Raw genomic sequence first — 26171 nt, 5'->3', positions numbered from 1 at the left:
GGAGGGGACGGACGAGATGGAGAAACCGAATGACAGGCTGTCCACGAGGTCGATGGCCTTTGTTCTCGCTGGTGGACGCGGGAGCCGGCTCAAGCAACTGACCGACAATCGCGCCAAGCCCGCCGTCTATTTCGGAGGCAAGACCCGGATCGTGGATTTCGCGCTGTCGAACGCTCTGAACTCGGGCATTCGCAAGATGGCCATCGCGACCCAGTACAAGGCTCATTCCCTGATCCGGCACTGCCAGCGCGGCTGGTCCTTCTTCCAGGCGGAGCGCAACGAGTATCTCGACATCCTGCCGGCCTCCCAGAGGGTGTCGGAGGACAAGTGGTACGTCGGCACCGCGGACGCGGTCACGCAGAACATCGACATCATCGACAGCTACGGGATCGAGTACATCCTGATCCTCGCCGGCGATCACATCTACAAGATGGATTACGAGATGATGATCGCGGAACACGTAGAGACCGGCGCAGACGTCACCGTCGGTTGCCTGACCGTGCCGCGGGAGGAGGCCTCCGCCTTCGGCGTGATGGCTGTCGATGACGACCTGCGCATCACGTCCTTCCTCGAGAAGCCTGCCGATCCGCCCGGCATGCCCGGCGACGACACGCAGACCCTTGCATCGATGGGCATCTACGTCTTCAAATGGTCGTTCCTTCGAGAGATGCTGCGCGAGGATGCCGACCAGGTGCAAAGCAAGCATGATTTCGGCGGCGACATCATTCCCCACATCGTCGAGAACGGCCGCGCGCAGGCGCATCGGTTCACCGAAAGCTGCGTGCGTCACGCCGAAGGGGCGTCGGCCTATTGGCGCGACGTGGGGACCCTGGATGCCTACTGGCGCGCCAATATCGACCTGACGAATTTCGACCCGGAACTCGATCTCTGGGACACGAACTGGCCGATCTGGACCTACCAGGAGACAGCGCCGCCCGCCAAGTTCATCCACGACGAAGCGGATCGCCGCGGTATCGCGATCTCCTCTCTCGTCTCGGGCGGGTGCATCGTGTCGGGGACGGAAATCCGCCAGTCCCTCCTGTTCACCCATGTCCATACGAACTCTTTCGCGCAGCTAGAGCAGGCCGTCGTGTTGCCTCACGTCACCGTCGGACGCCACGCACGGCTCACCCGCGTGATCGTCGATCGAGGGGTCAAGATTCCGGAGGGAATGGTCGTCGGCGAGGATCCGGAGGAGGATTCGAAGTTCTTCGAGGTGTCGCCGGGCGGCGTGACCCTCATCACCAAGCCGATGGTGGCTGCCTGGTCCGCCGCCAGATGATGCGCGTCCTGTCGGTCGCTTCGGAATGTGCGCCGCTCGTCAAGACGGGCGGTCTGGCCGATGTCGCGGGGGCATTGCCCGCCGCGCTCGCGCCGCTCGATGTCGACATGCGGGTGTTGCTGCCGGGCTATCCGCAGGTCGTATCGTATCTGACCGATCACCGTCAGATCGCGCGTCTCGATGCGTTGCAGGGTGGACCTGCGGAAATACTCTCCGCGGAACTCGCGGGTCTGCGGGTGTTCGTTCTCCACGCGCCGCATCTCTTCGACCGCGATGGCGGTATCTACCTCGGTCCTGACGGAACGGACTGGCCGGACAATCCGCAGCGTTTCGCGGCGCTCGCCCGGGCGGGGGCGGAGATCGCGCGGGGGCTACTGCCCGGATGGGCCCCCGATCTCGTCCATTGTCATGATTGGCAGGCCGGGCTCGTGCCTTACTACCTCAAGAAGTCCGGGATCGACGTGGCCTCGATCCTGACGATCCACAATATCGCCTTCCAGGGGTTGGCTGCGGCCGACCTCATGGAGCCGCTCGAACTCGATCCGGCGGATTTCACCAGCGAGGGGTTCGAGTATTGGGGGCACGTGAGTTTCCTCAAGGCCGGGCTTGTCTGGGCCGACGGGATTTCGACGGTCAGTCCGACCTATGCCCACGAACTGATGCTGCCCGAATTCGGCATGGGCCTCGACGGGCTCATGCGGCATCGCGCCGATGATCTTCACGGGATCCTCAACGGCATCGACGAGACCGCCTGGAACCCCGCGCAGAACGATCACGCGATCTCCTACCGAACGGAGCGGGGCAAGGCGCGGGCCACGACGGCATTGCGTCGGGAGCTGGGGCTGCCGGATAACGATGGAACGCTCGCGGTCGTGATCTCGCGGCTGACCGAGCAGAAGGGCCTCGACCTGCTTATCGAGGCGCTTCCGGATTTCCTCGACCGGGGCGGACAGATCGCGCTTCTCGGGACCGGAGAAGCCCGGATTGAACGGGCGTGGAGAGATGCCGCCGCGACGCACGAAAGCGTTGCGGTCAGGATCGGCTATGACGAGATACTGAGCCACAAGATGATCGCCGGGGGGCAGGCGATCATCGTGCCGTCGCGGTTCGAGCCCTGCGGGCTGACGCAGCTCTACGGGCTTCGCTACGGCACGATCCCGGTCGTGGCCCATACCGGCGGGCTTGCCGACACGGTGATCGACGCGAACGACGCCGCGCTGAAGACGGGCGTCGCCACGGGATTGTCCTTCATGCCCGGATCCAGGGACAGTCTCGCGCATGCGCTGAGACGACTGGTGGTCCTCCGCGGAAATCGTGATACGTGGTCGCGGATGGTGCGCAACGCGATGCGCCATCCGGTCGGTTGGGGGGAGTCGGCCGAGCAATACCTAGACCTTTATCGGAGCGTCGTGCGACCCCTATGAAATCCAAGTTTCAGATCAGCGAAGGCCGTCCGGGCCAGCTCGGCGCGACCTTCGACGGAGACGGCGTCAATTTCGCGGTCTTCTCGGAAAACGCCACGCGGATGGTTCTGTGCCTCTTCGACGCCGAAAGCGGCGAGGAATTCGATCAGTTCGACCTTCCCGAACGGGATGGCGACGTCTGGTACGGCTATATCTCCGGCCTGCGGCCCGGCCAGCATTACGGCCTTCGGGCCCACGGACCCTTCGATCCCGAAAACGGTCATCGGTTCAACCCCGCCAAGCTCTTGATGGACCCGTACGCCAAACGGCTCACGGGCCATCCGGTCTGGAACGAGGCATTGATGGGGTACACCGTCGGGCACAAGCAGCTCGACCTGTCGCTCGATCCGCGCGATTCCGCCCCCTACATGCCCCGCAGCGTGGTGGAGGATCCGGCCTTCTCCTGGGGTCTCGACACGCCGCCGCGCACGCCGATCCACCAAAGCGTCATCTATGAGGCGCATGTGAAGGGCCTGACGGCCCTGAGGAAGGACGTGAATGATCCGGGCACGTTCCTCGCCATGTCGTCCGATCCGATGCTTGAATACCTCACCGATCTCGGGGTCACGGCCGTCGAACTTCTGCCGGCGCAGGCTTTCTTGACCGACCATTTCCTGCACGAGAAGGGTCTGACGAACTACTGGGGCTACCAGACCTTCGGATTCTTCGCGCCCGAGCCGCGCTACATGGCGAACGGTCAGATCAATGAGTTTCAGCAGATGGTCGCGCGGTTCCACAGCGCCGGGCTCGAGGTCATCATGGACGTGGTCTACAACCACACCTGCGAGGGCAACGAGATGGGGCCCACCCTCTCGTTCCGTGGGCTCGACAATGCGAGCTACTACCGTCTCGAGGAAAACAAGCGCCACTATACCAATGACACCGGAACCGGGAACACGATGAACGTGGACAACCCGATGGTGCTGCGAATGATCATGGATTCGCTGCGATACTGGGTCAAGGTGATGCATGTGGACGGGTTCCGCTTCGACCTCTGTTCTACTCTAGGACGGGTGAACGAGGGCGGTTTCGATCGCGGTGCCGCATTCTTCGACGCGATCCGGCAGGATCCGGTCCTCAGCCGCGTGAAGCTTATCGCGGAGCCTTGGGATATCGGGCCCGGCGGGTATCAACTCGGCGCTTTTCCGCCCCCCTTCATGGAGTGGAACGACAAGTACCGCGACACCGTGCGCCGCTTTTGGCGCGGCGACGAAGGGGAGGCTCCGGCGCTTGCCGACCGTCTTACCGGCTCGGCGATGCAGTTCGACCATTCCGGCCGTCCCGCGACGGCATCTGTGAACCTTCTGACCGCGCATGATGGCTTCGTTCTCGAGGATGTCGTTAGTTACAACGAGAAGCACAACGAGGAGAACGGCGAGGACGGCAAGGACGGCCACGGCGAAAACTATTCCGATAATCTCGGCGTCGAGGGTCCGACGGACAAGAAAGCGATCCTCGAGGAACGTGCGCAGCGCAAGCGCAACATGATGGCGACGCTCATGTTGAGCCAGGGAACGCCAATGCTCCTCGCGGGCGACGAGGCGGGTAATTCGCAATCGGGCAACAACAATGCCTATTCCCAGGATAACGAGATCAGCTGGATCGACTGGGAGAGCTTCGATCCGGAGTTCCACGCCTTTACCCGCCTGTTGATCCGTTTCCGCAAGGATCACCCTGTCCTGCGGCAGAAGATGTTCCTCCATGCCCGCGAGCGTGCGGTCGATGGGCGCGAGGACCTGTTCTGGTGGCGTCCCGATGGGGAGGAGATGCGCGACGAGGACTGGACGGATCCGGGCCTGAACTGCATCGCGATGGAGCTTCGGATGGCCAGCGGCACCCCGTTCTATGCCGAGACGGAGAGCGCGATCTTCATCGTCTTCAACGCGGGCGAGGCGGTCGAGACGAAACTGCCCGAACCCACGGAAGGTCTGGATTGGGTCTGGAGGATTGACACGACGCGCCCTGACATGACGGAGGAGCATTCTCGCGGAACGATCGAGATGCCTGCCAACGCGGTCGCGGTCTTCACCCTGGACGACGAGAACCGATGATTGATCCGCGAGACGATCTTGCCGGTCGCCTTGGAATAGTTCCGGAGTATCGGGACGCGACGGGGACCGTGCACGAGATTTCTGCGCTCACGCGGGATGCGCTTCTCGAAGCGATGGGCGTTCCGACGGGTCCCGTCGGTGCCGCGCGTCACCTCGAGATGCTGAAGGAGCGCGACGCCGGCAGGCCGATCCCGGACTACACGATCGTCGATGTCGGGTCGTTCGACAGGATCGAGTCGATCGGCGAGCGGGAATGGGAGATCCTGCTCGAGGACGGCTCGACGCGCAGGGGATCGGGCGGCGAACTCGGCGAGCTGCCCCTCGGGGTCCACGAGATTAGATGCGAGGGCGCGACGGGTTGGATTCTCTGCGCGCCCGCACGTCTGCCAGAGCCGCCACGCTGCTGGGGCGTCACGCTGCCGCTCTACGGGATCGGCCGCGATGGCGCGATCGGGACCTACGCCGATCTTGCCGAGGCCGTCGGGTCGCTCGGCCGGGCGGGCGCCGCATTCGTGGGCGTCAATCCGATCCATGCAGGGTTTCCCGCCGATCCGAATGCGATCAGTCCCTATTCCCCCTCCCACCGCGGACGGCTCTCGACAATATACATCGCGGCGGAGGAGGCCGGTGATGGCGACGACGCGGCGCTCATCGACTACGGGACGGCGATCCCCATCCGGATGAAGGCGCTCGAGGCCGAATGGCGGCGCGCATCGTCCGACGACGCGCGCGATTGGCGACGTGACGGCGATGCGGACCTACAAAGGTTCTGTCTGCATCAGGCCCTGTCGGAACGGTTCGGCTCCTACTGGCCCGCCTGGCCCGAAGAGTACCGCAGCCCGGATACGGAGGCGTCGAAAACCTTCGCGGAAGAGAATGCGGAGCGGCTCGACTTCCACGCCTGGCTACAACGGCGGGCGGACCGGCAGCTTGCCGAGGTCGAACAGGCGGCGAAGGAGGCGGGGATGACCTACGGCCTCTATCTCGACCTGGCCGTGGGTACGCATCCGGCCGGTGCGGAGACCTGGGGTGATGCCGAGCTCTTCGCGCGGGACGTCTCGCTCGGGGCCCCGCCGGACGCCTTCTCTTCCGATGGACAGAGCTGGGGGCTCGCGCCGTTGCGACCCGATACGCTGATCGCCGAAGGGTTCCGTCCCCTCTCCGCGATCCTGCGGCGGCAATTGGCACATGCGAAGATCCTGCGCATCGATCACATCCTCGGCTTCGACCGCGCCTTCTGGGTGCCGGTGCAGGACGGGATCCCCGGGGCCTATGTTCGGATGCCGCGCGACGCGTTGCTGGCCGTGGCGCGGATCGAGGCAGCGCGTGCGGGCGCGGTGATCGTCGGCGAGGATCTGGGCAACATCCCCGACGGTTTGCAGCAGGCGCTCCGCGATGCAGGGATCCTCGGTTGCCGCGTCGTGCAGTTCGAGCAGCATTGGGAACATTACCGCCCGAGCTTCCGCGACCCCGAACACTACACCACCGAGGCATTGACCTCGTTCAGCACGCATGACCTTCCGACCTGGCTCGGTTGGCGGGAAGGCCGCGACATCGACTGGCGCCGTGATCTCGGTTCGATGGATGTGGAGACGCATCGGCAATCGATGGAAAAGCGGCGCGAGGAGGTCGAGACGCTCGACCGGATGCTGCAGAACGCCGGCGTCGATGCGATGCACCGCTTCGTGGGCAGCACGACCTCCCGCCTCGTCGCGCTCCAGATCGAGGACATTCTCGGCAAGGTGGAGCAGCCGAACCTCCCCGGCACGGTCGACGACCATCCGAATTGGCGTAGGCGCGTGGGAGAGGACGCCGGCACGCTCGGACGGCTCGACGCGGTTAAACGGACGGCGCAGATCATGTCCGAGGTCGACAGATAGGAGGAACGAGATGGAGATCCTGACGATCCCGACGAAGCCCATTGAGGGCCAGAAGCCCGGGACGAGCGGATTGCGGAAGAAGACCCGCACCTTCATGGAAACGCATTACCTGGAGAACTTCATCCAGTCGATCTGGAACGGGATCGGCGGGGTGGACGGCAAGACGCTGGTCCTGGGCGGCGACGGCCGGTACTTCAGCGACCGCGCCGCGCAGGTGATCCTGCGGATGGCGGCAGCCTCCGGTGCGGCCAAGGTGATCGTCGGGCAGGGGGCGCTGCTGTCCACGCCCGCCGCGTCGAACCTGATCCGGAAGCGCGGTACGGATGGCGGCATCATCCTGTCGGCAAGCCACAATCCCGGCGGGCCGGACGAGGATTTCGGGGTGAAGTTCAACACGCCCAATGGCGGCCCCGCGGCGGAAACCGTCGTGGGCCGAATCTTCGCTGCGACGAAAGAGATCTCCGAGTACCGCATCGTGGAAGCGCAGGATGTGGATCTCGAGACGCTCGGCGAGACGACGCTTGGGGAAATGAAGATCGAGGTCATCGATCCCGTCAGGGATTACGCCGACCTGATGGAGCAGATCTTCGACTTCCCGGCCATTCGGCGGCTCCTCGACGGGGGCTTTCGGATCGCCTTCGACGCGATGCACGCGGTCACCGGGCCATACGCCAGGGAGATCCTCGAGAATCGCCTCGGCGCGAAGTCGGGGAGCGTGATCAACGCGCGGCCCAAGCCCGATTTCGGCGGGGGTCATCCCGACCCGAACCCGATCTGGGCGGAAGAACTCGTCTCGCTGATGTCGGCCGAGGACGCACCGGATTTCGGCGCGGCAAGCGACGGCGACGGCGACCGCAACATGATCATGGGGCCGGGTCGCTACGTCACGCCATCCGACAGTGTCGCGGTCCTCGCGGCCCATGCCCACCGGGCACCCGCCTACGAAAATGGGCTGAAGGGCGTCGCACGCTCCATGCCGACGAGCCGTGCGCTCGACGCCGTGGCGCGCAAGAAAGGGCTCGACTGCTTCGAGACGCCGACGGGCTGGAAATTCTTCGGCAATCTTCTCGATGACGGTCGGATCACGATCTGCGGAGAAGAGAGCGCGGGCACGGGCAGCGATCACGTGCGCGAGAAGGACGGCCTCTGGGCCGTGCTCCTGTGGCTCAACATCCTGGCCGCGACGGACAAGTCCGTGGACGTTCTGATGAACGAGCATTGGGCGGACTACGGGCGTAATTTCTATACCCGGCACGATTACGAAGGCGTCGAAACCGGGATCGCCGATGCGATGTTCGACGACCTTCGTGCCAAGCTCGCCGATCTGCCGGGGACCGAGATCGCGGGGCGCCGGGTCGAAGCGGCGGACGAGTTCGCCTATACCGACCCGGTCGACGGCTCGGTCGCCGAACATCAGGGCATCCGAATTCTCTTCGAGGGTGGCGGCCGGATCGTCTACCGCCTATCTGGGACCGGAACGCAGGGTGCCACGCTCAGGGTCTATCTCGAGGACGAGACGGAAGATTCCGCTCGCTTCGGGCAGGATACGCAGGACGCGCTCGCGGACATCATCGCCGCCGCCGACGAGATCGCCGGCATAACGGAGAAAACCGGGCGCGACGAGCCGGACGTGCGTGCCTGAGGAAGGAACGCACGGAATGGGATTGAAGGATCGCGTCGCCGCGGACATGAACGCTGCCGAGGGACTGGCGAACAAATGCCGCCTGGCGCTCACGACGGCGCCCACCGCTTTCGACGCGCATGAGCGTATCGCCAGAACAATGGGTGGCCAGTACGACGGCGAACTGGCGACGTTCGGATTCTGGACACCCGAACTGCTCGACCACCGCATCCCCGATGGCGACGTATTCCTCGAGATCTCGTCGCCGTTCGGGCCGCTCGATCTGACGCGATCCCACCAAGAGGTGCCGTTCGAGCGTATCCTGTTGCCCGTGGCACGCTACGAGGCGCATACCTTTGCCGCGGCAACAGGGATGCGGGCCGGCAACCGCGATGCAGGGGGCGATTTCTACGCGCTCGTGTGGCGCGATCCGCAGGATCGATGGCACCGCATCCTCGATCCGCTGGCGATGTCTCTGCCGTTCGGCGCCTTCGCGCCCGCCGAACTCTACGACGTGGCCGCCATGCAGGCCAACCGTGCCGACGCCGCCTATTTCGAACGGTTCGCCGGTGACGCGCCGCACAAGTTCGGCCCCCCGGTCAACATTCTCCAGATCCACGTCCCGACCGCAACGGCGGGTGGATCCCTCGCGAGCCTTACGCGCCAATACCGCAGGCTGGCCGAGCGGGTGGAGAAGGATCTCCCCATCGACCCGATGGACGAGATCTTCCTCGGCTACGATGCGGTGCAGCTCCTGCCGGTCGAACCGACGACGGTGCACGAACAAGGGCTCGATTTCTGGTCCGAGGCGCCCGTGACGGATGATGGCCAGCTCGTCATCGACCTTGTCCGACCCGATACCACCAATTGGGGCTACGACATCGTCATCTCGGGAATGGCCACGGTCAATCCCGTATTGCTGGAGAGCGGGCGGCCGGACGAACTCATCGATTTCGCGGCGGCTCTCCACAATTTCCCGGGCAAGCCAAAGATGCTGATCCTCGACGTGGTCTTCGGCCATGCCGACAATCAGGGTCTTAAGGCGCTGAACCACCACTTCTTCGCCGGGCCGAACATGTATGGCCAGAACCTCGATTACCGCAATCCGGCGGTGCGGGCGATCCTCCTGGAAATGCAGCGGCGTAAAGTGGATTTCGGGGCGGACGGCGTCCGTGTCGACGGCGCGCAGGATTTTAAATGGTGGGATCCGGGCGAGCAGAAGCTGAAGCACGACGACGATTACCTACAGTGCATGTCGGACATCGTGCAGGAAGTGGCCGGGGTGCAGTACCGCCCCTGGTTCGTCTTCGAGGACGGGCGGCCGTGGCCGCAGGAGGATTGGGAGCTGAGCTCGACTTATCGTGCGGTGATCGAGACCCAGACGGACGACGACGTGTTCCAGTGGGGACCGCTCACCTTCGCGCATAATACGCCCTTCATCTACGGCTACTGGTTGTCGAAATGGTGGAGGATCAGGGAGATGCTGTCGCGCGGCTCGAACTGGATCTCGGGCACCGCCAACCACGACACGCTCCGACGGGGTACACAGGTCAACCCGAAGCTCAACATCAACACCCGCCTAGGCGATACGCAGAAGGAAATCCTCGAGAAGGCCTACGACAACCCTGCGGTCAGCGTCCTGACTTATGGCGCGTTTCCGGGCGTGCCGATGGATTTTCTCAATGCGACGGCGCGCGCGAACTGGGGCTTCATCCGCAATCAGGACGACCGCTACGGCGTCAAGGTTGTGGCGGAAGAGGCGATCAGTCTCAAGTGGCAGGTCGACAGCTATTCCTATTCGGTGCCGGGCAATTTCCGGCGCCTCAAGGAGCTCGGATTTGAGACCCGCTCGGATCTCGCGCGGTTCTTCGAGTTCCTGCCGGCGCTGGTCGATGTCACCGAGTACGATCTCGATCACATTGCAAAACTTCTGAACGGAGTGGAGCCGCCGCTGGCCGGGCCGGGATACTTCACCATCGGTGATCTGAAGCGGATCGCGCGCGCTTGGATGGACGACATGCACGAGTACTGCAACGTGTCGAACTCCGTCTCGGCGCTCCATTCCGCGCAGACGAACTTCATGCTGCGGCTGCGGCGCTTCCGCAGGGCCAATTCCTGGCTGCGCGATAATCTCGGGCCCGACGACCACTTCGACTACCTTCAGCCGGTGGATGGGCGTACGATCTTCACCTGCTACCGGAAGGGCCCCTCATCGGAGATCTTCACGATCACCCATATGGAGGGCGGAGAGAGCGATCCGTTCGATCCCCTCTCGCTGCCCATTCCCGGCCTCGAAGGGGATGGCTGGCGCTGCATCCTGAGAACGCCGCCGATCGGGTCCGATTACGAAGGTGGCGAGATCGTTCTGCGCGATTCCATGGGCCTGGTGTTCGAAAGGGGATGATATGCGCAGTTGGGTAGCCCGGATCGGGCCAATGCACCGCTATGCACCGCTTCTGGGTGCGATCGTGATGTTCGTCGTCTCGATCGTCGGCGTCTTTACGGCGGGCTTCTGGTTCTGGGGCGGCGTCGTGATCTTCGGGATCGCGAGCGCCGTCGGGATCAGGGACATCACGCAGGAGGATCATGCCATCCTCCGGAACTATCCGATCCTTGGCCATATGCGGTTCTTCTTCGAAAAGATCCGGCCTGAGATCCGGCAATACCTCCTCGAGTCCGACCAGGACGAGGAGCCGTTCAGCCGCGAGGATCGCTCCATCGTCTACCAGCGTGCGAAGAACGCGGAATCCGCACGGCCCTTCGGAACGAAGCAATCGGTCTATTCCGGCGGCTTCGCCTGGATGACGCATTCGATCATGCCCACACGGCTCGATCGGCACGATTTCCGTGTCACGATCGGGGGGCCGGATTGCCGGCGACCCTACGACGCGTCGCTTTACAACATTTCCGCCATGTCTTTCGGCTCGCTCTCCGGCAACGCCATCTCCGCCCTCAATCGCGGGGCGAAGGCCGGGGGGTTCGCGCATGACACGGGCGAAGGCGGGATCAGCCGCTATCACCGCTCGGGCGGCGGCGATCTGATCTGGGAGATCGGATCGGGCTATTTTGGCTGTCGCACGGAGGATGGCGCATTCGATCCCGACCTCTTCGCCGAACAGGCGCGGAGCGATCAGGTCAAGATGATCGAGATCAAGCTCAGCCAAGGCGCGAAGCCCGGCCATGGCGGCATGTTGCCCGCCGCCAAGATCACGAAGGAAATTGCGGAGGCGCGCGGCGTGCCGATGGGACGGGATTGCATCTCTCCCGCCGGTCATTCCGCGTTCTCCACGCCGGTCGAACTCTGCGAGTTCATCGGGCGTCTCCGCGATCTCTCCAGTGGCAAGCCAGTAGGCTTCAAGCTTTGCATCGGCCACCGGCGCGAGTTCATGTGCATCGTGAAGGCGATGCTGGAAACCGGGATCGCGCCAGACTTCATCGTCGTCGACGGCAAGGAGGGAGGGACTGGGGCAGCCCCGCTCGAATTCGCGAACCACGTGGGAATGCCTCTGACCGAGGGATTGACCTTCGTTCACAATACCCTTCGCGGCGCCGGCTTGCGCGATCAGATCCGCATCGGAGCGTCCGGCAAACTAATCCACGCCTTCGACATCGCGCGGGCCTTCGCCCAAGGGGCCGATTGGTGCAATTCGGCGCGCGGCTTCATGTTCGCCGTGGGCTGCATCCAGGCTCAGGCTTGCCACACTAATCGCTGCCCCACCGGCGTCACCACGCAGGACCCGCTGCGCCAGCGCGCCCTCGTCGTCGCCGACAAGGCCGAGCGTGTAAGGAATTTCCACGAGATGACGATGCGAGCCCTCGTGGAACTGGCGGAGGCCGCTGGCCTTGACGATCCGCGGGCCTTCCTGCCGCACCATTTCATGAAGCGCGAGGCGGACGGCGACATGATCACCGGACAGATGGCCTGGCCGTACCTGCCCGTGAAGTTTCTCGTGGACGGGGAAAAGGACGAATACGGCTATCTCGAACGCTGGGGGCGTGCGCGGGCCAATACGTTCACCCCGCCCGATCCCGACGCGAAAGCCACGAAGAAGGGCCATGTCGAGCCAGAGCCCCAAGCCGTCGGCAGCTGATCGCGGACCCGTCTAGAGATCGGCGCGCGGAACGGGGTCCATGAGGCCCGACAGATGGTGCGCACATCCTGTCAGCGCCGCGTAATCGTCCTCGATCGTCCAGACGGCGAAGCGCTCCATGAATGTCGAGAACCTTCCCTTGGTCCGCATCGCCTCCGCGAACCCGAACCGGACGAGGTGCGGCGCCAGGGCCTGCGTCATGCCCCCGATGAGGTAGATGCCGCCGAAGGGAAGATGGGTCAGTGCCAGATCGCCCGTCACCCGTCCGAAGGTACGGCAGAACGCCTTCGCCGCGCGCAGGGCGTCCGGGTCCGACCCATCCTCGATCGCGGCCATGATCTCCGCGGAGCCGAGGCGCCGATCCTCACCGCTCGCCCAGGCGTAGACGCGCTCGAAGCCGCGACCGGACAGGACATCCTCGATCCCAGGAAATCCATGCGCCGTGGTGACATAACGGGCGAGGCTCACATCCTCGTCGGAGAGGACGGGCAGCGTGGCGTGGCCGCATTCACAGGGCGGGACGTAGCGTCCGGTTTCGGTTCGGAACACCGGGACCGCGTTGAAGCCGGTGCCGCAACCGATCACGAGCTTCGCGTCATGCGTTCCTTCCGCGGGGCCTTCGACGATGGGCTTCAGACTGGCGGGGGCGATGTGGTCGAGCGCGTGGCCCTGTGCCTGGAGGTCGTTGAGGATCGCAACGGTTCCGGCGCCGGTACATTCGGCGAGGGTCGGGCGGTCGATGACCCAGTCGAGATTGGTCAGCCGCCCGATCCCGTCCATCACCGGCCCCGCGACGGCCACGCAGGTGCCCGCGCATTTCCCGTGATCCCCTTCGGCGAGGAAGGTGGCGAGCACGGCGCCGAGATCGGAATGGGCGGCGTTGCGGAAGCGCCGGATCGTGGCAATGTCCACGTCGCCGCCATGCGCAATCGCCACCCGGGTATTCGTGCCGCCGACATCCGCGACGACATTCGGCAGTCGCGCATCACTCATCGACGCCCCTCCCGTGACAATACGTTCATGCCAGTGCCTTGGCGAAGGCATGGTAGGATGCCTTGGGCGTTCGCTCGAGGCTCTTGAAATCGACATGGATCAGACCGAACCGCGGGGCATAGCCAAGTGACCATTCGTAATTGTCCATGAGCGACCACGTGAAGTATCCCTTCAGCGGAATGCCGGCATCGCAGGCGCGCTTCACCTGCTTCAGATGGGCATTCAGGAAATCGATGCGCTTCGTGTCCTTCACTTCGCCGTTCGACACCCGGTCGTCATTCGCCAGACCGTTCTCGGTGATGTAAAGGGGCGTATCGCGGGTGTAGCCACCCTGTATGCGCGTGAGGAGCTCGTAGAGTCCTTCGGGATAGATCTCCCACCCGACCTGCGTCTTCGGGAGATGACCCGGGGCCTCCTTGTGGTGGGGCCAGGGGCCTGTATCGGGGGCGAGAAGCTTGCGGGTGTAGTAGTTGATCCCGCACCAATCGACCTTCTGCCCGATCAGCTCCATGTCGTCCTGCCATTTGTCGGGCAGATGGGGCCCCAGCCCCTCGAGTACATCCTCGGGGTAGCGGCGGTTGAAGATTGCCCCGAGGAAAAAGCGGTTGTAATAGCCGTCGTAAAGCTTGGCGGCCTTCTGCGCCTCCGCACTCTCGTCGGCGGGGGCGGCGTACTCGAAGTTGCATACGGCGCCGAGATTGGACATGCCGAGACCCCGCATCACCTCGATCGCGCGGCCATGCGCCAGAAGAACGTGATGCATGGAGCGCGCGGTGGCGCGTATGTCGCGCAATCCGGGCGCATGCAAGCCCAGGAAATGCGACATCCAGCTCACGCACCAGGGTTCGTTGATCGGCGCCGCGGACCAGAGTCGGTCGCCGATCCGTCCCATGACCACTTCGGTGAATTCGGCGAACCAGGAGGCGATGTCGCGATTGCGCCAGCCGCCGAGATCGGCGAGCGCCACGGGCAGCTCCCAGTGATAGAGCGTGGCCGCGGGCTTGATGCCGCGTTCGAGAAGTCCGTCGACCAGCCGGTCGTAGAAGTCGAGCCCCTCCTCGTTGACGGTCCCGCGCCCCTCGGGAAGCACGCGCGCCCACGACGTCGAGAAGCGGTACACGTCGAAATTCGCGTCCTTCAGAAGGTCGAGATCGGCGTCGAGGCGATTGTAATGGTCGCAGGCCACCGCGCCGTTCTGCGCATGCGCCACGTTGCCCGGGGTCGCCGCGAACGTGTCCCAGTGGGTCGGGCCGGCGCCGCCGAACGAATGCCCCTCGATCTGATAGGAAGAGGTCGAGGCTCCGAAAAGGAAACCTTCTGGAAAATCGGCGCGGGTGTAATCGAGCATGCTATCCTCTGGCGAGATTGACGGGACGGACGGGGGCCGGCCCGGTGGACCGACCTAGGTGCAACTCCGCCTGCAGGAGTTCGGTTCGCGGGCGGCGGTCACCGGTACGAATGATGTCGAGGAGCATCCGGGCCGCCCGACGCCCGTGGTCGCGGACGGGGGACCGGATCGCGGTGAAATAGGGTTCACCGGACAGATCGCGAAAATATCCCAGATCGTCGTCGTGACTGACGAGCGAAACGTCGCGTCCGAGTACGAAACCGTGCTCCTCGCAGGCGCGGCGTACGCCGATGGCGATGATGAGGGACGAGACGAGAAATGCCGTGGGCGGATCGCGATGCCCAAGCATCCGCGATGCGCTCGAATGACCGAACGCTTCCGTCATCTCCGATCCGCAGACGATATCGGGGTCCGGGTCGATCCCCCGGCTTGCGAGCGCGGCCTCGAAGCCGCTGCGCCGGCGCTGCGCGAAATCCATGACGTCGAGCCCGTTCAGAAGCGCGATGCGCCGATGCCCGAGATCGAGGAGGTGGCGCGTCCCGCGTTCGAAGGCCTGGCGATTGTCGAGATCGAGCCAGCTGTAGGCTTGCGTGGAGGCGGAGACGCGACCATGGACGACGAAAGGAAGACCGAGTTCGTTGAGCAAAGCGATCCTCGGGTCGTCACCATGCGGCGCGTGGACAAGCAGCCCCTCGACCGAATGACGCGATGCGAGGTCGCGGTAGGCCGAAAGCTCTTCGGAATGGTCGACGATCGAGAGGATCATGTCAAACCCGGCTTCGGCATAGACCGCGCTCGCGCCGGAGATGAAATCCGCGAAGACCGGATTCATCACCTCGTGCTCGGATCGCATGGGCAGGATATGTGCGACGGCGTTCGAACGTCCCGTGGCAAGTCGTTTGGCCCAGCTGTTCGGCCGGTAATGATGGGTCTGCGCGGCCTCCAGAACACGGCGGCGCGTGTGTTCCCCGACCTCCGGGTAGCCGTTCAGCGCCCGGCTCACGGTCGTCTGCGATAGATCGAGAAGCTCCGCGAGCTGCTTGAGGTTCATGATCGTCCCAAGCCCAAAGCGCTTTGGTTCCTCCCCGAGCGTAGGATGCTCCCGCGGCCGCGTCAAAGCCCATGCTCGCTGCACCGCGACAGAGCAGATGCAGAAAAATACTGGGCGAACAGATGATTGCCACGCGCCCGTTGACTTGGTCGGCAGCATGTCCCACGGTCAAGCATGTTCAAAGCGCTTTGGGGGAGGCGAGGAACTCGCTTTTCCTTCGGTGCGATCGATACGATCCCGGGAGGATTTCGATGAAGACGACACTGATCTCCGGCGCCGCCGTGCTGGCCCTGACGACCGGCATGAGCGTCGCGCAATCACTGGAATTTCCGATCGGAGAAGGCGAGTTTAACTGGGACAGCTATCAGAGCTTCGCTGACAGTCACGATCTCAGCGGTCAATCGATGGACATCACTGGACCGTGGACTGGGGCGGACGACGCGCTTTTCTCGAACGTCATCGCCTATTTCGAAGAGGCGACCGGTGCGTCGGTCAACTACTCCGGCTCCGACAGTTTCGAGCAGGACATCGTGATCTCCACCGAAGCCAATTCCGCGCCCAACATCGCGGTCTTTCCGCAGCCCGGCCTGATCGCCGACCTGGCGCGGCGGGGTGAGATCACGCCGCTTGGGGAGGAGACGTCGAGCTGGATCGCCGAGAATTACGCGGCGGGCGATTCCTGGGTCGATCTCGCGACTTTCTCGGGGCCCGACGGGGAAGAACTCTTCGCCTTTCCTTACAAGATCGACGTTAAATCGCTCGTCTGGTACGTCCCGGAGCAATTCGAGGAAGCCGGTTACGAGATTCCGGAAAGCTACGAGGAGCTCAAGGAACTGACGCAGCAGATGGCCGACGACGGCGTGACCCCCTGGTGCATCGGTCTCGGGTCGGGCGCCGCGACGGGCTGGCCCGCGACCGACTGGGTCGAGGACCTGATGCTGCGCACGGCGAGCCCCGAAACCTACGACCAGTGGGTGTCGAACGAGATCCCGTTCGACGATCCTGCGGTGGTCAACGCGATCGAGGAATACGGGTACTTCTCGAAGAACGACGACTTCGTGAATGGCGGCGCCGCCGCGGTGGCGACCATCGATTTCCGCGATGCGCCCTCCGGCCTGTTCTCGTTCCCGCCCGAATGTTACATGCTGAAGCAGGCGACGTTCATACCGACCTTCTTCCCCGAAGGCACCGAGCTCGGAACGGATGCCGACTTCTTCTATTTCCCCGCGTCGAGCGAGGAGGATCTGGGCCAGCCGGTTCTGGGCGCGGGCACGATGTTCGCGATCACCGAGGATTCCGAGGCGGCGCAAGCCTTCATCGAATTCCTGCAGACCCCCATCGCCCATGAGCTCTGGATGGCGCAATCTGGCTTCCTCACGCCCTTCACGGAGGCGAACGCCGCCGTCTTCCCGACCGACGCGCAACGTAGCCTGAACGAGATCCTGACCGACGCCACGACGTTCCGGTTCGACGCGTCCGACCTCATGCCGGGCGAGATCGGCGCCGGGGCGTTCTGGACCGGGATGGTCGACTTCCAGTCGGGTTCCGATGCCGAAAGCGTCGCGGCCGCGATCCAGAACCGTTGGGATCAGCTCAACTGATCCCGTTCGGCGGAACGAGCGCCTGCGCGGGAAATCGAGCCTCGCGCAGGATCCGGAAACGAGCATGCCGGTGACGGTATGAGGGACGGGAGACGGATGAGATGCCAGTCGTTCTGCAGGGGATCCTGACGATCCTGATCGGTGTCGGCGGATGCATCGCCTATTTCTATTTTTCCAACCTCGTCCTCGACAAGGTGATCTTCCCCGCCAAGGGAGAGAATGCCGGGCGCAACATCAATCGCGCCAACCAGGTCCGGCCGTGGCTGTTCCTTTTCCCGGCGATCTTCGTTCTTGGCCTCTATCTCGTCTATCCCGTGGTGGGATCGCTGATCCGTTCCTTCTACGGACGGGACGGGCAGGAATTCGTCGGGCTCACCTACTACGCGTTGCTTTTCTCGGGCGGCGATTTCACGAGGGCGTTCCTCAACAACCTCCTCTGGGTTCTCTTCGTACCGGCGGCGTCGACCTTCATCGGGCTCGTCGCGGCACAGCTCACCGACAAGCTTTCCTGGGGCAACCTGGCGAAGTCGCTGATCTTCATGCCAATGGCCATCAGCTTCGTCGGCGCGTCCCTGATCTGGAAGTTCGTCTACGCCAACGACGCGGAAATCGGTCTCATCAACGCGATCCGTGCGTCCCTGGGTTTCGAGAATCCGATCGACGTCCTGCAAATTCCGTTCTGGAACAACTTCTTCCTCATGGTGATCTTGATCTGGATCCAGACCGGGTTCGCCATGGTGATCCTCTCGGCGGCATTGCGCGGTATCCCCGAGGAGACGATCGAGGCGGCCATCCTCGACGGCGCCAATCCCTGGCAGCTCTTCTTCAAGATCAAGGTCCCGCAGATCATGTCGACGATCGTCGTCGTCTGGACCACGATCACGATCCTGGTGCTCAAGGTCTTCGACATCGTCTACACGATGACGGGTGGCAATTTCGGCACGGAAATCCTGCCGAGCTACATGATGGACTACTTCGTCACGTCGAAGGGCTATGCCTCCGCGATCGCCATCGTCATCATGATCACCGTCCTGCCGGTCATGATCTGGAACATCCGGCAGGCCCGTAGGGAGATGCGGTGACATGGACAATATCGCCGGAACGAAATCCTCGCTGACCTGGGCCACTCACATCTCGGTCGTCTTTCTCGTGGTGATCTGGCTCGTGCCGACGATCGGCCTCTTCGTGTCGTCCTTCAGGGAACGTGACCAGATCTCCGCCTCGGGCTGGTGGGAGGCGCCCTTTCCGGTCGAGCTCACCGCGCGTGGCCGCACGGCGAGCACGGCCGAGCAGGAGGGTGACCTCTTCGTCGTGACGGGCAACATCTACGACGACGAGGAGGCGGCGAGCTACTTCCCGGACGGCGGGAGCGATGTGGTCGCGTTCGGGACCCGGGGGGTCAATCCGACTGAATTCGAGGCCGGCACTACAGCCGATCTCGGCGACGGCGAGACGCTCACCGTCAACGCGGATGGCACCTACCGCTGGGAGACGCCGGAGGATCCGGGCGACAGGGGGCAGCGCGTCTATTTCGCTGCGGAATCGCCACCGGAATTCACGCTTGCCAATTACCGGCAGGTCCTGACCGCCGACAACATGGACCGGGCCTTCATCAATACACTGACCGTTACCGTGCCTGCCACGATCATTCCGATCCTCGTCGCGGCCTTCGCGGCCTACGCCCTCGCGTGGATGGATTTTCCGGGCCGCGGTCTTCTCATCGCGCTCGTCGTAGGCCTCCTCGTCGTGCCATTGCAACTTGCGCTCGTTCCCATGCTCGATCTGCACAATCGGATCGGGATCGGGCAGAGCTTCATGGGAATATGGTTCGCGCATACGGCCTTCGGCATGCCGCTCGCGGTGTATCTCCTGCGAAATTACATGGTCGGATTGCCGCGCGACATCATCGAAAGCGCTAAGGTCGACGGCGCGACGGACTTCCAGCTCTTCGTGAAGATCATATTGCCGTTGAGCCTTCCCGCACTCGCGGCCTTCTCGATCTTCCAGTTCCTGTGGACTTGGAACGATCTTCTCGTCGCAAAGGTGTTCCTGCCGTCGGACGACGCGTCCAAGGTGATGACTGTGAAGATCGCCGACGACCTGCTCGGCTCGCGCGGGGGCGATTGGGGGATCCTCGCGACCGCGGCCTTCGTCTCGATCGCCGTGCCGCTTATCGTCTTCTTCTCCATGCAGCGCTTCCTCGTGCGCGGGCTTCTCGCCGGATCCGTCAAGTAGATCATGGAAGACCTGCACCGTCGTACCGACCGGCCGATCGAGGCCGGACCGGCCGAACCCGATTGGTGGCGCGGTGCGGTGATCTACCAGATCTATCCTCGGTCCTTTCAGGATTCGAACGATGATGGAGTGGGGGACCTCTCGGGTATCATCCACCGGCTCGATTACCTCAAGCGGCTGGGGATCGACGCAATCTGGATCTCGCCCTTCTTCAAATCGCCGATGCGCGATTTCGGCTACGACATCTCGAGCTTCCGTGACGTCGATCCGCTCTTCGGCACGATGGGAGATTTCGACGCTCTCATCCAGAGCGCCCATTCGCTCGGCATCCGGGTCCTGATCGATCTCGTGATGAACCATACCTCCTCCGATCACCGGTGGTTCCGGGAGAGCCGGTCCTCGCGCGACAATCCGAAGGCGGACTGGTACGTCTGGGCCGATCCGCAACCCGACGGCAGCCCCCCCAATAACTGGCTGTCGATCTTCGGCGGCACTGCCTGGGAGTGGGAAGCGGAACGGATGCAGTATTACCTGCACAACTTCCTGACCGACCAGCCGGACCTGAATTTCCACAACGAGGAGGTTCAGGAGGAACTGTTGCAGGTCGCGCGGTTCTGGCTTGATCGGGGGGTCGACGGGTTCCGGCTCGACGTCGTCAATTTCTATTTTCACGACAGAGAGTTGCGGGACAATCCTGCCCTGCCGCCTGAAGACCGCAACGATAACACCGCGCCGTCGGTCAATCCCTATAACTTCCAGGATCATCTCTACGACAAGACCCGTCCCGAGAACCTCGCGTTCCTGCAAAGGCTGCGCGGGGTGATGGACGAATACCCTGCGATCACCAGCGTGGGCGAGATCGGCGAGAGCCAGCGCGGGATGCAGACGCAGCGCGACTATACCTCGAACGGCCGTCTGCACATGGCCTACGATTTCGATTTCCTGGCCAGTGCCTATCCGTCGGGACACCGTATCCGCCACGTGCTCGAGCGGTTCGACCGCATCGTCACCGAAGGCTGGGCGTGCTGGGCCTTCTCGAACCATGATACGGAGCGTTACGCCTCCCGGTGGGGCCTCTCGGAAGCCGAACGCAAGCTCTATGCCGCGATCCTTCTGACGCTGAAGGGCACGATCTGCCTCTATCAGGGAGAGGAACTCGGTCTGACCGAGGCATATGTGCCCTACGAGGATCTGCAGGATCCGTATGGCAAGCGGTTCTGGCCGAAATTCAAGGGTCGCGACGGCGCACGGACGCCGATGCCCTGGACGGACACCCCGACCGGCGGCTTCTCGAATGCACGGCCCTGGCTGCCGATGGCCGTCGAGCATCTCGAGCGGGCCGTGTCGGTGCAGGATCGCGATCCCGGCTCGACGCTGGCCTTCTATCGCGCCTTCATCGCGTTCCGGAAAACCGTTCCGGCATTGGCGAAGGGTGAGCTCAAGATCGTCGCGGCCGATGCCGAACGGCTCTGTCTGATCCGAGACGATGGATTGCGCCGAATCTTCATAGCCTTCAACCTGAGCGATGCGCCGATCGATGTCGTGTTGCCGGAGGGCATATGGACGGCACTCGACGGCGTTCCGTTCGACGCCGAGTTCACGGGCCGCGAGATTCGGCTGGGACCCCATCAGGGGGCGTTCGCGGCGGCCGACGAGGGGATTTAGGGAGGAAGGGTGATGGCAGATCTGAAATTGACGGACGTCGCGAAAGCCTACGGGAACGTTCAGGTTCTCAAGGACATCAACCTCGACATCAAGCAGGGCGAGCTCGTCGTATTCGTCGGCCCGTCGGGATGCGGGAAGTCGACGCTCCTGCGAATGATTGCGGGCCTGGAGAAGATCACCGGCGGAGAGCTCCAGATCGACGGCCGCGTGGTCAACAACGTCCCGCCCGCGCAGAGGGGCATCGCGATGGTTTTCCAGTCCTACGCGCTTTACCCGCACATGACGGTGCGCGACAACATGGCGTTCGCGCTGAAGATCGCGAAGAAGTCGAAGGACGAGATCGACGCCGCCATCAAGAAGGCCGCGCGGATCCTGCAGCTCGAACCGTATCTCGACCGGCTGCCCAAGGCGCTTTCGGGCGGACAGCGCCAGCGGGTCGCCATCGGACGTTCCATTGTGCGCGACCCGAAGGTCTACCTCTTCGACGAGCCGCTCTCCAACCTCGACGCGGCACTGCGGGTCGCGACCCGGATCGAGATCGCACAGCTCAAGGAGTCGATGCCCGACTCGACCATGATCTACGTCACGCACGACCAGGTGGAGGCGATGACGCTGGCGAGCCGGATCGTCGTGCTCGCAGGTGGCGGGATCAGCCAGGTCGGTACGCCCCTCGAACTCTATGAGAAGCCCGAGAACGAGTTCGTCGCGCAGTTCATCGGATCGCCCGCCATGAACATGTTGCCCGGCAAGATTACGGCAACGGGTGAGCGGACGACGGTGGCCATGGATGGCGGAGGAACCGCGGTGTCCACCTACCCGACGCGCGACGAGGACATGGGCGCCCAGGTCAAGGTCGGCGTCCGTCCGGAAGACCTCAGGGAATCGAAGGGCGAGGACTACATTTTCGAGGGCAAGGTCGACATCACCGAGGCGCTCGGCGAGGTGACGCTGCTCTATTTCGAGACTGGCAACGCAGACCTCGAAGACATGGAAAAGGGCGATGCCGCGGTGATCGCGAAACTCTCCGGCATTCATTCCGATCTAAGGGGCAACGAGGTGCGTCTCACCGCCGATCCGTCGAAAGTCCATCTCTTCCTGGACGGAAAATCGCTACGCTACCGGTGATCTTTAGAATTCGTTAACCCCGTCCCTCGATCGATAGCGGATGGAGATCACCGACACTGCGCTCAGACGGTCGCAATGGGAGACGAAGGTCGGAGGGGCCGCACTGCAGCATGGCTGGGCCTACGGCGCCGTCGCTGCACGCCACGGGGCGACTTGCCGGCGGTTCGAGCTTCGTGACGGGGAAAGGCATGGCCTCGCGCAGGTGATCTGTCGCTCGCTCGGTCCTGTCGGCATCGGCTATCTTCCCCTCGGTATCCGCTGGATATCGGGCGACGGATCCGCTCCGGGGGATCTTACCAGCCTACGCCAAGCGCTCTCTGCACAACGAATGCATTTGCTGGTCGCACCATCCGAGGCAAGGCCTCAGCGATGGGCGCCCCGCCTGTCCACCCCGCGGGAGATGGCGGTGCTTCGTCTCGATCCCGGAGCCGATCAGCGCGCGGCCTTGCAGAAGAAATGGCGCAACCGCCTGAATGTGGCCGAACGCTCTGGGCTTGAGACACGTCTCGATACAGGGATTCCGGTCTGGCTCGTCGCCGCCGAGCGCGCGCAGCAGAAGCGCCGGGGATACGGAAATTTTACGTCGGGATGGATCGCCGCCTGGCAGAAGCTCGCACCCGGCAGAAGTTTCACGATCGAGGCGGGTCCCGAGACGTCACCGTTCGCGGCGATGAGTTTCCTCCTGCACGGGCAGGGGGCCACGTATTTCCTCGGCTGGCGGTCGGAGACGTCCCCGGCCTGTCACGCCCACAATCTCCTGATGTGGCGCGCGATCCTGCATTTGCAGGGCCTTGGCGTGGTTCGGCTCGATCTCGGCCAGATCGACCGGCGTGCCGCGCCGGGTCTCGCACGGTTCAAGCTCGGGACCGGGGCGAAGATCGAGACGCTGCCGGCCCTCTACGCGATCGGGCCGAGCGGCAGGGGGCGGTCCGGCGCGCGCGACGCTGATGGGGGCAGGGCTTTCCTTCCGGTCGGCTCCGTGAAATAGAGCCGCGTCAAACGAAGGCTCCGAAGGAGAATCCCATGGAGATTCGCGAGGCGCTGACTTTCGACGACGTCCTCCTCGTCCCCGCGGCATCGAGTGTGTTGCCCTCCACCGCCGACACGCGGACGAAGGTGACGCGCGATATCGCGATGAACATCCCGCTTCTCAGTTCGGCCATGGATACCGTGACTGAAGCGCGGATGGCGATCGCCATGGCGCAGGCGGGGGGCATCGGCGTGATCCACCGCAATCTCGGGATAGACGAGCAGAACGCGGAAGTGCGGCGGGTCAAGCGCTTCGAGAGCGGCGTGGTCTACAACCCCATCACGCTGAGCGCGGAGCAGACGCTCGCGGATGCCAAGGTGCTACAGGATCGCTACCGCGTCACCGGGTTCCCGGTGATCGACGGAACGGGCCGCGTCGTCGGGATCGTTACGAACCGCGACATGCGCTTTGCCTCCGACGATCGCACGCCCGTCTCGGAAATGATGACGTCGCGCGATCTCGCCATCCTCGAGGAGCCCGCGGATCTCGACGAGGCACGGCTCCTGATGAAGAAGCGCCGGATCGAGAAACTCCTCGTGACCGACGGGCAGGGCAAGCTTACGGGGCTTCTCACGCTGAAGGACAGCGAGCAGGCGGTGCTGAACCCCGCAGCCTGCAAGGATGGCCTGGGACGGCTGCGCGTGGCGGCGGCGACGACCGTGGGCGATGCTGGTTTCGAGCGGACGGAAGCGCTCGTCGATGCGGGCGCCGACATCATCGTCATCGACACCGCGCACGGGCATTCGGAGGGCGTGGCGGAGGCCGTCAGGCGCGCGAAGGCGCTCTCGAACGAGGTCCAGATCATCGCGGGCAACGTCGCGACCGCGGACGGCGCGCGGGCGCTCGTCGATGCGGGTGCGGATGCGATCAAGGTCGGGATCGGTCCGGGCTCCATCTGCACGACGCGGATGGTTGCGGGCGTGGGCGTGCCGCAGCTGACCGCGATCATGGACGCGGTTTCCGGCGCGGGCGACGCGCCCGTCATCGCCGATGGGGGCATCCAGTTCTCCGGCGACTTCGCCAAGGCGATCGCCGCCGGCGCCTCTTCTGCGATGGTGGGCAGCATGATCGCGGGCACCGACGAGAGCCCAGGCGAGGTGATCCTCTACCAGGGCCGCAGTTTCAAATCCTACCGTGGCATGGGCAGCCTTGCCGCGATGGCGCGCGGCTCGGCCGATCGCTATTTCCAGAAGGACGCGGCTTCCGACAAGCTCGTCCCCGAGGGGATCGAGGGACAGGTGCCCTACAAGGGCACGGCCAGCGCCGTAATCCATCAGCTCGTGGGCGGTTTGCGCGCGGCGATGGGCTATACCGGATGCGCCACGGTGGAGGAGATGCGCACGAAGTGCAGCTTCGTCCGGATCACCAATGCTGGGCTCAGGGAAAGTCACGTCCACGACGTAACGATCACGCGGGAGAGCCCGAACTACCGCGGCGCCTGAACGCGGCGGGCGATCTTTCCCATCGGGGCCCGCCGTTCTATACTTGTCCGAATAGCTGCAGCGCCCCCGCGGCAGTCAGAGAGGAGAACGAGAATGCCGAAGGATGCATACAAGGGTCAGTCTTTTTCCTGGTCGGACCCGTTCCTCCTCGACGATCAGTTGACCGAAGACGAGCGCATGATCCGCGATGCGGCGGCTGCCTTTGCCGCCGACAAGCTGATGCCGCGGGTGGAGAAGGCCTATCTCGAAGAGCGGACCGAGCCCGAGATCTTCGCGGAGATGGGCGAGGCCGGCCTGCTCGGTGTGACGACGCCGGAGGAATATGGCGGGGTCGGCGCGTCCTATGTCGCCTACGGTCTCGTCGCGCGGGAGGTCGAGCGGATCGACAGCGGTTATCGCTCCATGATGTCGGTGCAATCGAGCCTCGTCATGTACCCGATCGCCGCGTTCGGATCGGAAGAGCAGAAGAAGCGCTATCTGCCGAAGCTCGCCGCGGGCGAGATGATCGGCTGCTTCGGCCTGACGGAGCCCGATGCCGGATCGGACCCTGCAGGCATGAAGACGAAGGCGGTCAAGACCGATGGCGGCTACCGCATTTCCGGCGCGAAGATGTGGATCTCGAACGCGCCCATCGCCGACCTCTTTGTCGTCTGGGCAACCTCGGAAGAGCACGACGGCAAGGTCTGCGGCTTCCTGATCGAACGCGGCGCGAAGGGACTCGAGACCGCCAAGATCGAGGGGAAACTCTCGCTTCGCGCTTCTGTGACCGGAGAGATCTCGCTACAGGACGTGGAAGTCGGAGAGGATGCGCTCCTGCCCGGTATCGTCGGCATGGGTGGCCCCTTCGGTTGCCTCAACCGCGCGCGCTACGGCATCTCCTGGGGGACGATGGGCGCGGCGGAGGATTGCTGGTTCCGCGCACGTGACTACGGATTGGACCGGAAGCAGTTCAAGCGCCCGCTTGCCGCGACGCAGCTGTTCCAGAAGAAGCTCGCCGACATGCAGACGGAGATCGCCCTCGGCCTGCAGGCGAGCCTCCGCGTCGGGCGCCTGCTCGACGACGGGCGCTTCTCGCCGGAGATGATCAGCCTCGTGAAGCGGAACAATTGCGGCAAGGCGCTCGACATCGCGCGGGTCGCGCGGGACATGCATGGCGGCAACGGGATCATGTCGGAATACCACGTCATGCGCCATTCCCAGAACCTCGAGACCGTCAACACCTACGAGGGAACGCACGACGTGCATGCCCTCATCCTCGGACGGGCGATCACCGGTCTCGCGGCCTTCGCCTGA

Annotated in this window: 18 protein-coding genes; 15 read left to right on the top strand and 3 right to left on the bottom strand. The window is 63.9% G+C overall.

What is annotated here, in order from left to right:
- Nucleotides 1-16: 16 nt before the first annotated feature.
- From glgC to LX81_RS06185, 7 genes are read left to right on the top strand one after another with little or no spacing between them, the layout of a single operon-like run.
- Entirely contained in the window at nt 17-1282 is a 1266-nt protein-coding gene (gene glgC / locus LX81_RS06215; RefSeq protein WP_111536445.1) for a glucose-1-phosphate adenylyltransferase, read from the top strand.
- The gene (glgA, locus tag LX81_RS06210; protein ID WP_111536444.1) at nt 1279-2706 is read left to right on the top strand and encodes a glycogen synthase GlgA; all 1428 of its coding nucleotides are present in this window, start codon (nt 1279-1281) and stop codon (nt 2704-2706) included. Before glgC ends, glgA begins: the two co-directional genes overlap by 4 nt.
- On the top strand, nt 2703-4796 hold the full coding sequence (gene glgX, locus LX81_RS06205) for a glycogen debranching protein GlgX (protein ID WP_111536443.1): 2094 nt from the start codon (nt 2703-2705) through the stop codon (nt 4794-4796). The genes glgA and glgX overlap by 4 nt, the downstream gene beginning before the upstream one ends.
- On the top strand, nt 4793-6676 hold the full coding sequence (gene malQ / locus LX81_RS06200) for a 4-alpha-glucanotransferase (RefSeq protein ID WP_111536442.1): 1884 nt from the start codon (nt 4793-4795) through the stop codon (nt 6674-6676). Before glgX ends, malQ begins: the two co-directional genes overlap by 4 nt.
- Before the next feature lie 10 nt (nt 6677-6686).
- A complete protein-coding gene (locus tag LX81_RS06195; protein WP_111536441.1) occupies nt 6687-8318 on the top strand; it encodes an alpha-D-glucose phosphate-specific phosphoglucomutase in 1632 nt (543 codons plus the stop codon).
- Nucleotides 8319-8334: 16 nt separating this feature from the next.
- Nucleotides 8335-10701 (top strand): glucosylglycerol hydrolase, encoded by a 2367-nt coding sequence (gene gghA, locus LX81_RS06190; RefSeq protein WP_111536440.1) that lies wholly within the window; start codon nt 8335-8337, stop codon nt 10699-10701.
- Between the two features lie 31 nt (nt 10702-10732).
- Nucleotides 10733-12388, top strand: a complete 1656-nt coding sequence (locus LX81_RS06185) for an FMN-binding glutamate synthase family protein (protein WP_170133858.1) — start codon at nt 10733-10735, stop codon at nt 12386-12388.
- Between the two features lie 12 nt (nt 12389-12400).
- On the opposite strand, the gene LX81_RS06180 is transcribed toward LX81_RS06185, so the two are convergent.
- The 3 genes from LX81_RS06180 to LX81_RS06170 are packed head-to-tail and all read right to left on the bottom strand — an operon-like array spanning nt 12401 to nt 15780.
- Complete coding sequence (locus LX81_RS06180) at nt 12401-13381, bottom strand: glucokinase (RefSeq protein ID WP_111536438.1); 981 nt, start codon at nt 13379-13381, stop codon at nt 12401-12403.
- A gap of 25 nt (nt 13382-13406) precedes the next feature.
- Nucleotides 13407-14729: a GH1 family beta-glucosidase gene (locus LX81_RS06175; RefSeq protein WP_111536437.1), complete on the bottom strand. Its 1323-nt coding sequence runs from the start codon at nt 14727-14729 to the stop codon at nt 13407-13409.
- A gap of 1 nt (nt 14730) precedes the next feature.
- Complete coding sequence (locus LX81_RS06170; protein ID WP_111536436.1) at nt 14731-15780, bottom strand: LacI family DNA-binding transcriptional regulator; 1050 nt, start codon at nt 15778-15780, stop codon at nt 14731-14733.
- Nucleotides 15781-16031: 251 nt separating this feature from the next.
- On the opposite strand from LX81_RS06170, the gene LX81_RS06165 reads away from it, so the two are divergent.
- The 8 genes from LX81_RS06165 to LX81_RS06130 all read left to right on the top strand — a co-directional run bounded on the left by LX81_RS06165 (nt 16032) and on the right by LX81_RS06130 (nt 26171).
- On the top strand, nt 16032-17381 hold the full coding sequence (locus tag LX81_RS06165; RefSeq protein WP_111536435.1) for an ABC transporter substrate-binding protein: 1350 nt from the start codon (nt 16032-16034) through the stop codon (nt 17379-17381).
- A 101-nt stretch (nt 17382-17482) separates the two neighbouring features.
- Nucleotides 17483-18463, top strand: coding sequence for a carbohydrate ABC transporter permease (locus tag LX81_RS06160; protein WP_111536434.1), 981 nt, complete (start codon nt 17483-17485; stop codon nt 18461-18463).
- A 1-nt stretch (nt 18464) separates the two neighbouring features.
- Nucleotides 18465-19616 carry a carbohydrate ABC transporter permease gene (locus LX81_RS06155; RefSeq protein WP_111536433.1) on the top strand — a complete coding sequence of 384 codons (1152 nt, stop codon included), beginning with the start codon at nt 18465-18467 and terminating at the stop codon, nt 19614-19616.
- 3 nt (nt 19617-19619) lie between these two features.
- On the top strand, nt 19620-21281 hold the full coding sequence (locus LX81_RS06150) for an alpha-glucosidase (protein ID WP_111536432.1): 1662 nt from the start codon (nt 19620-19622) through the stop codon (nt 21279-21281).
- A gap of 12 nt (nt 21282-21293) precedes the next feature.
- Nucleotides 21294-22406 (top strand): ABC transporter ATP-binding protein, encoded by a 1113-nt coding sequence (locus tag LX81_RS06145; protein ID WP_111536431.1) that lies wholly within the window; start codon nt 21294-21296, stop codon nt 22404-22406.
- 40 nt (nt 22407-22446) lie between these two features.
- Complete coding sequence (locus LX81_RS06140) at nt 22447-23394, top strand: GNAT family N-acetyltransferase (protein ID WP_111536430.1); 948 nt, start codon at nt 22447-22449, stop codon at nt 23392-23394.
- 35 nt (nt 23395-23429) lie between these two features.
- Nucleotides 23430-24878: an IMP dehydrogenase gene (guaB, locus tag LX81_RS06135; protein WP_111536429.1), complete on the top strand. Its 1449-nt coding sequence runs from the start codon at nt 23430-23432 to the stop codon at nt 24876-24878.
- 93 nt (nt 24879-24971) lie between these two features.
- Complete coding sequence (locus LX81_RS06130; RefSeq protein WP_111536428.1) at nt 24972-26171, top strand: acyl-CoA dehydrogenase; 1200 nt, start codon at nt 24972-24974, stop codon at nt 26169-26171.

Source organism: Palleronia aestuarii, from assembly GCF_003253995.1.
Taxonomy (GTDB): Bacteria; Pseudomonadota; Alphaproteobacteria; order Rhodobacterales; family Rhodobacteraceae; genus Palleronia; species Palleronia aestuarii.
The sequence above is the reverse complement of the archived record's forward strand: the minus strand, read 5'-3'. Positions and strand labels throughout refer to the sequence as shown.